This is a genomic window from Streptomyces sp. NPDC002676, from assembly GCF_053592455.1.
In genome coordinates this window covers 44,645-53,813 of sequence record NZ_JBSFVT010000031.1, presented here as the reverse complement: position 1 = coordinate 53,813, position 9,169 = coordinate 44,645, and the positions used below count along the sequence as shown (strand labels likewise).

The following is a 9,169-nucleotide window of genomic DNA, read 5'->3' as shown; positions in this document are numbered from 1 at the left end:
TCCCGTTCCATGACGCGGTGTAGACGAGGCCGTCGGCGCCGACAGCGAAAAGGTCCATGAAGTCGTCGTTGCGTGACAGCGCCGCGATGGGGGTCGTCGTGGGGAAGGTCCTGGTGCCGATGGGGGCCCAGCCCCGCCAGGGATTCCCGTTCCATGACGCGGTGTAGACGAGGCCGTCGGCGCCGACAGCGAAAAGGTCCATGAAGTCGTCGTTGCGTGACAGCGCCGCGATGGGGGTCCTTTCCGGAAACGTCCTCGTGCCGATACGGCCCCCGCTCCGCCAGGGATCACCGTTCCACCACGTACTCCAGACCGCACCATCGAAACCAACTGCGAACAAATCCATGAAGTCGGAGTTGCGAGAAAGGAGAGTAGCGGGATTCCCGCCGCCGGAGATACTGGTGCTCGCCCGATACCAGCCGCGCCATGGATTACCGTTCCACCAGTTGCCCCAGATTTTGTCGTCATTGGCCACCGCGAACAGATCCATGTGATCGTCGTCGCGGGACACGGCTGATATGGCAGCGCCGGTGGGAAATTGAATACCGTTCATGGCCTGTGTGGTGCGAGAAAACCGGAATCGACCAGTTATTTTCAGCATAGACTCTTACGTCTTCCTCGCAACCCGCGGGGCTGCTCACTCCCGCTCCGAGGCCACCTGAGCTTGACTCTGTCGGGGATCTTGGAATTTCCCGGTGCGTCAGCATGATCAGCGGGCATGCTCGGGGCTGCTTCGAAGACCGATGCAGTTGTCGAGGTGTCCGTTGTCACTCCGTCCCCGTTCCGGTGAGCAAGTCCCGTCTCTGACCGCGCAGATCGCGCGGGCGAGCAACCCGGGTGGTACAACGGCGATGTGGGTGAGAGACCGCCTCGACGGGCTGTGGTGCGACGAGGACTCCGCGGGCTGGTACCCGCGCGACGGACGCCCCCGCATCTCGCCCGCCCAACTGGCGACCGTGTGTGTTGCAGTTCCTGCTCTGCCTGTCGGACCGCCAGGCAGCGGAAGCGGTCCGCTGCCGCATCGATTTCAAGTACGCCCTGGCCATGGAGCTGGACGATCCGGGCTTTCACCACGGCGTGCTGGCCGACTTCCGCGAGCGCCTCGCCCAGGACGGCCGCGCCGACCGTCTTCTCGATCTGGCGCTCGCGCGCCTGAAGGAGTCCGGGCTCGTGCGTGAGCGCACCACGCAGCGCACCGACTCCACCCACGTCCTGGCCTCAGTGCGCGACCTGACCCGGCTGGAACTGGTCACCGAGGCCGTCCGTGCCGTGCTGGAAGAAGTGGCCAGCACCGCTTCGCACCTGCTGACCGGCCTGGTCGACGAGAACTGGGGGGGCGCCGATACGGCCGTCCGGTCCGCCTCGGCAAGAACCCCACCCGGCCCAAGACCAGGATCCTCGCCGCCGGTGACGACGCCTGTCGTCTGCTGGAGCAGCCCCACCGGCACGGATCCGGCTACCGGCCCGGCCCACAGGCCGAGGCTCTGCGGCAGATCCTCGTGCAGAACTACTACCGTGATACGGCAGGCCGCCTGCGCTGGCGCACCGCTGACGACGGCGGGCTGCCGCCCTCCTCCTCGGCGATCGTCTCTCCCTACGACACCACGGCGCGTTACGTCCGTCACGGGCACATCATCAGCTGGAAGGGGTTCGCCACGCACGTCACCGAGACATACGCCTCCGACAGCGTCAGCGTGATCACGGACGTGGCCACCACCTCGGCCCCCACGAACGACGCCCAGGCACTGCCCGGCATCCACACCCGCCTGGAGCGTCGTGGACTCCTGCCTGCCGAGCACCTGGTCGACGGCGGCTACACCTCTCTGGTCCATCTGGAACGAGCCGCCCGCGAACACCAGGTCACCGTCAGCGGGCCGCTGCCGGGCAACCCCACCCGCCAGCACCGCAGGAACGAAGGCTTCGACCGGGACGACTTCCACATCGACTTCGACCGCCGGCAGGTCACCTGCCCCCGGGGCCAGGTCAGCCAGGGCTGGCACGGCCCCTACCCGACCTCCTCGCCCACCGCGGCGCCCCTGATCGTGGCGTGGTTCACCAAGAGCCAGTGTCAGCCGTGTCCGGACCGTCCTCGGTGCACCAGCTCCCGCGAGGGCGCCCGGAACGTGGGCTTCCCCCCGCGAGAGCTGCGCGACCTGCAAGTCCGTGTCCGCGCTGAGCAGCAGACGCCCGACTGGAAGGCCCGCTACCCGGTCCGCTCCGGAGTGGAAGGCACCATCAACGAGTTCGCCCACGGACACGGCATGCGCCACTGCCGCTACCGAGGACAGCCGAAAGCCCACCTACAACACGTACTCACGGCCGTCGCCGTGAACATCGAGCGACTCAGTGGCCGGTCAGTGACCGAGGAAACCTCTTCCCCGAGACCGCCGACCGCCTTCCAGACCTTCCTGGACCAGCAGGGGATCCCCCGGTCGAAGTCCTGGCGAACCCTCGGCAGCTGACCTCGTCTGTCAAGATCCCCGACAGAGTCAAGCTGAGGTACGCGGCCTTTCTCGAATGATCTGTCAGATCACCCTTCCGGCCGAGTCGGACCAACTGACCGGCCCTCCTGTGCCGTCCCGCGCTGCCGACTTCGACCGGGGCGGAGGAGGGGCTGTTAGAGGTCTATTTGAGCAGGTGGTGATGATTGCGGCGGGTGCGGGTGCCGGGCCTGGGAAGGAAACCATGAGCATCTCGAAGCGGATTGCCGCGCTGGTGGCGACGGCTGTGGCCGCGCTCGGCCTGACCGTCGGCGCTGTCGCCCTCCAGGGCGGCGACACCTCCGCCCAGGCGGGCGTAATCGTCTCCCGTCCGTAGCGGGCGCTGCACGCGGCGCGGTCCTGGCCCTCATCGGCCGCGACCGCGCCGAGTTGCGGGCTCCCGGGAGCCCGGTCACTGCGGTTGCGGGCAGGCCGAAGGCAACGCGGCGCATGAAGTCTCCATGAAGCGTGGGGGGTTGGAAAGACACACATGAGAAAACCGCAGCCTCGGCACCCTCCGCTACGCGCGTCGACCAGCCCCGACAACTCCCCCACGCCACCTTCATCACCACCAGGGCACGGGCCGGAGGCAGGGGCAGGCACGCCGAACCATGGTGACCAGCCCCGCCGCCCACAGGCCCTACCCGGCTGGCAGAGCAGTCCCCCACAACTACGCGATGCCGGTCCGGCAGGCCGGCAGAGGCGTCCAGCTCCGCATGGTTCTTCCAGCTGACCGACGGCGTCGTGGCGAACTGTCCCCGGGCGCCGCGGACATAGGTGACCTGGCGAGCACGGCCTGTTGGTTGCGTTCGCCCACGGCGCCGAGAAGTTCGTCATGCTCTACGAGAGCCCGACCACCGAAGGAGCGAAGTCGCTCAGCGCAAACCGTGGATCGACTTCCCGGGCGACGCCCCCCACCTGCCGGACGAAGCAACCGCGGCGCTCCGGTGCAGCCTCAGACGGGCTCCGTCCTGAGACCATTGAACGGGCGCTCAGACCGTGCAACGGCCATAGGGACACTGGTCACGTGTAGGCGGCGATGGCGGTGAAGTAGACGCCCAGGGCGCTAGCTGCGGCGCCCGCACCGGTGAGGATCGCCTGAGGGATGCCCGCGCCGGAGCAGCGGGCCAGCAAGCTCGCGGTGATGGCGACGTTGAGGGCGGTGGACAGGGCGAGCAGCAGGGACAGGATCTGCAGCGGGCTCATCGTTGTAACTCCCCGTGATGGTGACGGCCCGGGGTGGGCCGTGCGGGATGTGTCCCAAACTGTCTGTCCAGGGGGCCGTCCTACAGGAGTCCGATGGCAGATGGGACACAACGGGCCCATGCGGGCTGATCGGCGCTAAGGTTCACACCGCGGCAGGGCGGGTGTCCGTCCCGGGTGTCCAGGGGCGGTGTGGACACCCGAGCAGGGCAGGGGCCGGTGGCGGGGGGGGTTGTGATGGGGGCATCGGCGGGCCAGGAGCCGACTTTCGACGCGTTGATCGCCGAGCTGGTCGCTTTCCGTCTGGACTGCCTGCAGGGCCGGCCGTCGGACCGCGTGCTGGCCGAGGCTGCCGATGTCAGTCCCACGACGATCGGGAACTGGCTGCGCAAAGGCCAGTTCCCGCAGGTGATCGACCCGCTGCTGGCGCTGGTGCGGGCCGTGCAGGTCCAGGCCGAGAGCGCCGGGCTGGCCAGCGAGCCGACGGCGGTCACACTGCTCGACGTGCAGCGGTGGCGGCGCGCCCATCAGGCCGAGGCGCGTCGGCGTGCGGACACCACGCGCAGTGCGGTCGAGGCCGGGCAGGGCCGGGCGGTGCTGGAACGGATGCGGCCGGGCCGGCCGCTGGCGGAGGTGACCGACCCATTCCAGCTGGAAGTGCACCACGCGATCGACTCCCCCGTCGTGGGTCTGCCGGTGCTTCCGGCGTACGTGCCGCGCGAACACGACCGGGCCCTGGCCGAGGTGGTGGCAGGGACTGTCGCCGGGGACAGCCGGATCGCGGTGCTGGTGGGCGGATCGTCCACCGGCAAGACCCGTGCCTGCTGGGAGGCGCTGAAGCCGCTGCGCGAGCGGGACGAGCCCTGGCGGCTGTGGCATCCGATCGACCCCTCCCGCCCCGGTGCCGCCCTGGCCGGACTGGCCGACCTCGCCCCGTACACGGTGATCTGGCTGAACGAGGCCCAGTTCTACCTGGCATCCGACCAGTTCGGTGAGCAGGTCGCCGCGGGCCTGCGGACCCTGCTGCACGATACGGCCCGTGCCCCGGTGCTGGTCCTCGCCACGTTATGGCCGGAGTACTGGAACACCCTGACCACCCGCACCAGCCCCGACGGGCACGCCCAGGCCCGGGAACTGCTCGACGGGCACAAGATCAAAGTGCCTGATGCCTTCACCGGCGACGACCTGGCCGCACTGGCCGGCAACGCCGGCCGTGATCCCCGGCTCGGCGAGGCCGCCGAACACGCCGCGGACGGGCACATCACCCAGTACCTCGCAGGCGGCCCCGTCCTGCTCGACCGTTACCAGGACGCCCCACCGGCCACCCGGGCACTGATCGATGCCGCCATGGACGCCCGCCGCCTCGGCGCCGGAGCACGCATCCCCCTGGCATGGCTGGCCGATGCCGCCCCCGGCTACCTCACCGACACCGAGTGGGACCACACCGGCGAAGACTGGCTCAAGCAGGCCCTCGACTACGTCACCACCCCCTGCAACGGCATCCCCGGCATCCTCACCCCCGTCAAAACCGGAGCCCCCCGCAACCAGCGCAACCGCCGCACCACCGCTGGCCGCGCCGGCGGCCATCCCACCCCGAGCGGGCCGGGGCCGCTGTACCGGCTGGCCGACTACCTCGACCAACACGGCCGCCACCACCGCGCCGACCACATCCCACCCATCGACTTCTGGACCGCAGCCGCCACGCACGCCCACCCAGGCGACCTGCACACACTCGGCGACGCCGCCTGGGACCGCGGCCTCTACCGCGACGCCGCCCAACTCCTCAAACACGCCACCATCCACGGCAACCTCTACGCCGCGGAAGCCCTCGTCGCCCGCCTGCACAGCCTGCACCCCACCGACCACCGCCCCGCCCAGCACGTCACCGCCCATAGCCCCTTCAACGACCCACACGGCGTGAACCGGCTCATGAACGGGCTGCTGGAGGCCGAGACGCAGAAGCAATCCGCAGCGCTGCTGGCCCGCAGCCTGGCCACCGACATCCCCCTCGACAACCCGGACGCCGTGTACTGGCCGCTAAGCGCACTTCGGAAGACCGGGGCACGCGAACAGTTCATGGCCCTGGCCGAACGGGCCGCCACCCACGCACCCCTCGACGACCCGGATGGCGTGGCCCACGTGCTCAACGGGCTGCGAGCAGCGGGGGCGCAGGAACATGTGGCCGCGCTGCTGGCACGCAACCCCGCCACCCACAGCCCCCTCGACGAACCGGACGCCGTGATCTGGCTGCTGGACAGTCTGTGGGAGGCCGGGGCACACGAGCAGTTCATCTCCCTCGCCGAACGGGCCGCCACCCACATCCCCCTCGACGAGCCGCGCAGCGTGTTCGGGCTGCTGATGGCGCTGCTAAAGGCCGAAGCACACGAGCAAGTAGCCACGCTGCTGGCCCGCAATCCCGCCACCCACGTCCAACTCCACGACCCGCCCAACGTGTGCGGGCTGCTGATCGGGCTGGGGAAGGCTGGGTCGCAGGAGCAGGTCAGGGCTCTGGCCCAGCGATTCACCGCTGACACCTCCTTCGACAAACCGAACTACGGGAGCTGGCTGCTGCACTGGCTGCGGAAGGCCGGGGCGCACGAGGAGGTCACGGCCCTGGCCCAGCGATTCACCGCCCGCATCTCCCTCGACGATCCGGCTGGCGTGATCAGGCTGCTGGACGAACTGGTGGCAGCCGGGGTGCACGAGGAGGCCACGGCCCTGGCCGAACGGGCCGCCGCCCACATGCCCCTCGACGAACCGGCCAGGGTGGGCTTGCTGCTGGACAGGCTGCGGGCAGCTGGGGCGCACGAACAAGTGGCCACGCTGCTGGCCCGCAACCCCGCCGCCCACGTTGCCCTCGGCGATCCATACCACGTCGGCTGGCTGCTGCACAGACTGCGGAAAGCCGGGGCACACGAACAAGTGGCCACGCTCCTGGCCCGCAACCCCGCCACCCACTTCCCCCTCGACGATCCACGCGCCGTGGGCTCGCTGCTGAACAGACTGCGAGATTCCGGGGCACACGAACAAGTGGCCACGCTGCTGGCCCGCAACCCCGCCGCCCACGTTCCCCTCGGCGATCTACGCGCCGTGGGCTGGTCGCTGAACAGTCTGTGGGAAGCCGGGGCACACGAGCAGGCCACGGCCCTGGCCGAACGGGCCGCCGCCCACGTTCCCCTCGGCGACCCGGACGGCGTGGGCTTGCTGCTGAACAGTCTGCGGGAAGTCGGGGCGCACGAGCAGGCCACGGCCCTGGCCCAGCGAGCCGTCGCCCACATCCCCCTCGACAAACCGAACGCCGTGGCCCATCTACTCACCGGGCTACGCGAGGCCGGGACGCACGAGCACGTGGCCGCCTTGCTGGCCCGCAACCCCGCCATCTACGCCGCACTCGACGTCCCGGACGCTGTGGCCAAGCTGCTGAACGGGCTGTGGGAGGCCGGGGCGCGCGACCAGGTCAGGGTCCTGGCCCAGCGAGCCGCCGCCCACGCCCCCCTCGACGGCCGCTTGGACAACCTACTGGAGGCGATGCGGCGGGCCGGGGCAGACGAACAGGTCACAGTCCTGGCCAAACGGCTTCCTGCCGCAAGGCGCTTCCACATGTTCATGGGGATCGATGACCACCAGAACCGATTCAGGTTCGGGCGCGAGCCCGACGGGAGCGCCGCTGCCCCCTGGACGTGGGAAGACCTGGAGTGATCCAGCAACCAGCATTCGAGGGGCGCGCAAGACGGTGACGTCCCCGAAAGCCAGAGAGAGGTCGCCGGCGAGCGAGGTGCTTACCTGGGGTGCCCAGGTCGGCTCGGCACGGTTCCCAAGGGCCTCCAGGGCGCGCCGGTCAGGGCATCGACCAGGGCCAGGACGCGAAGCGTCCAGCCGGTACGGCTCCACAACGCCACGCGGGGCGGCCCCGCAGGGTCAGCCGATTCCGGTGACCTGCAGGGCCGTGGTCCAGCTGGTCTTGATGGCGCTGCGGGCGGCGGACGGGGTGATGGTGCCGGCGCAGACGGCGTTCTTCAGCTTCGTCTCCACTCCGTCTTTGGAGTGCGCGGTCGGGGAGCCGGTGTAGGGCTCGGGCCACAGGTTGCCGGGGTCGCGGGGCGCGCCGCCGAGTTCGAGGGGGACGAGGTGGTCTTCCTCGTAGTCGGCCATGTTGGTGTCTGTGCAGACGTAGTCGATGATGCCCTGGGCCTTGAGGGGGTTGGTGTAGGTGGTCGAGGGGTGGACGGTGGCGGTCCAGCCGGACACGCAGATGGTGCTGTGGATGTTCGACTGGGTGACGTCCGGGTTGTAGGAGCCCGGCGTGCAGGAGGAGTCGGGCAGCGGCAGATAGGCGCGGGAACAGGCCGAGGCCTGGGCGGTGCCGGCCGAGGCGGCGATCAGACCCGCCGCGCCGAGGACAGGGCGCTGAGGGTGGCAGTGACACGACGCATGGGGTTCTCCCGCAGAGTCGGACGGACAGTGGGGTGCCGGGCGGCTGACGGCATGACACCACCACCCGCTTCTATGCGGGTAGATCCGTTGAGTGAACAAGAAACGACCTGCGCGATATTGCCTCTGCCCGGTCAGGACTTTCCGAACTTCCGTGTTTCGCCGCAGAGTTGGACGTCTGCCCGACGGCGCGGCGGCCGAGCCACGGAGCGTGGTGGACGCGGCGGGACCGACGCGTGTGACACCGAAGGGTGACCGGGGGTGTTGTGGCCCGATGAGTAGAAGTACTCATGACGCCCACCGAGCTGCGGGGAAGGATCGGGGGATGACGACGCCAAGGAAGACGAGAACCCGGCTCGGGATGCTGCCGTTGGCGGTGACGGTCCTGCTGGCGGCGGGGTGCGGAACGCAGCGGGCAGGGGATACCGCCGGCGCGTACCGGCGTTCGCATCCCACGCCGACCGGCATATCGACGCCGAGTACACCCGCGGACTTCCCCTGCCCCGGCGAGAGCCCCAAGCCGACGGCGCCCACGGCCGCCACCACCCCGAGCTCAACCGTGCCGCCGAGTGACCACTACGCCGAAAACCACGGCTTCCGAGTTCCTATCCCGCTCCACGGCCAGAACCGCTGCGCCGGCCTCACCGCCGTCACACGCGTCAAGAATGCGCTCGAACCGCTGCGCCGGCGCGGTGACTTCTCTCCGGACAGCGTCCGCACCGCGCTCACCGGCCTCGGCTACTTGGCCGGGAAGGTGCAGGCGTACCAGGACGGGACCGCCAGGGTCGGCTTCCTCATCGACATCGGCGCCTCTCCCTGGTGCGTGGAAGGCACCATGAGCAGTGACTCCACCAAGGCAGATGCCTTCGGCGGCTACCCCGACGGCACCGGCTGCGAGCCCCCCAGCGGCGGCCACTGACCACAGCCCCCGCCAGAGACAAACCACCAACATCCGCCGTCACGAACGGGCAGGACAGCCCGACGTCGTAGTGGACGTCGCCCGTGACAGCGCCAGACGATGACGGCACCCAGCCCGGCCACACCGCATCCGTACG

General features: G+C 69.6%; 6 protein-coding genes and 2 pseudogenes. 5 read left to right on the top strand and 3 right to left on the bottom strand.

Annotated elements, in window-relative coordinates; genetic code table 11:
- Nucleotides 1-511: pseudogene (locus tag ACWD3E_RS40250) on the bottom strand (hypothetical protein); the annotation flags it as partial.
- Between the two features lie 449 nt (nucleotides 512-960).
- Here ACWD3E_RS40250 and ACWD3E_RS40245 point away from each other — a divergent pair.
- The 3 genes and pseudogenes from ACWD3E_RS40245 to ACWD3E_RS40235 all read left to right on the top strand — a co-directional run.
- A pseudogene (locus ACWD3E_RS40245) lies at nucleotides 961-1,077 on the top strand (transposase); the annotation flags it as partial.
- 422 nt (nucleotides 1,078-1,499) lie between these two features.
- A complete protein-coding gene (locus ACWD3E_RS40240; RefSeq protein ID WP_451392444.1) occupies nucleotides 1,500-2,462 on the top strand; it encodes a transposase in 963 nt (320 codons plus the stop codon).
- Nucleotides 2,463-2,685: 223 nt separating this feature from the next.
- Nucleotides 2,686-2,817 (top strand): hypothetical protein, encoded by a 132-nt coding sequence (locus ACWD3E_RS40235; RefSeq protein WP_451392443.1) that lies wholly within the window; start codon nucleotides 2,686-2,688, stop codon nucleotides 2,815-2,817.
- A gap of 686 nt (nucleotides 2,818-3,503) precedes the next feature.
- On the opposite strand, the gene ACWD3E_RS40230 is transcribed toward ACWD3E_RS40235, so the two are convergent.
- Nucleotides 3,504-3,686: a hypothetical protein gene (locus ACWD3E_RS40230; RefSeq protein ID WP_451392442.1), complete on the bottom strand. Its 183-nt coding sequence runs from the start codon at nucleotides 3,684-3,686 to the stop codon at nucleotides 3,504-3,506.
- A gap of 234 nt (nucleotides 3,687-3,920) precedes the next feature.
- Between ACWD3E_RS40230 and ACWD3E_RS40225 the strand changes: the two genes are divergently transcribed.
- The gene (locus ACWD3E_RS40225; RefSeq protein WP_451392441.1) at nucleotides 3,921-7,382 is read left to right on the top strand and encodes a hypothetical protein; all 3,462 of its coding nucleotides are present in this window, start codon (nucleotides 3,921-3,923) and stop codon (nucleotides 7,380-7,382) included.
- Nucleotides 7,383-7,601: 219 nt separating this feature from the next.
- Here the strand turns inward: ACWD3E_RS40225 and ACWD3E_RS40220 are convergent, their stop codons facing one another.
- The gene (locus tag ACWD3E_RS40220; RefSeq protein ID WP_451392440.1) at nucleotides 7,602-8,216 is read right to left on the bottom strand and encodes a hypothetical protein; all 615 of its coding nucleotides are present in this window, start codon (nucleotides 8,214-8,216) and stop codon (nucleotides 7,602-7,604) included.
- A 223-nt stretch (nucleotides 8,217-8,439) separates the two neighbouring features.
- On the opposite strand from ACWD3E_RS40220, the gene ACWD3E_RS40215 reads away from it, so the two are divergent.
- On the top strand, nucleotides 8,440-9,033 hold the full coding sequence (locus ACWD3E_RS40215) for a hypothetical protein (protein WP_451392439.1): 594 nt from the start codon (nucleotides 8,440-8,442) through the stop codon (nucleotides 9,031-9,033).
- Nucleotides 9,034-9,169: the final 136 nt, after the last annotated feature.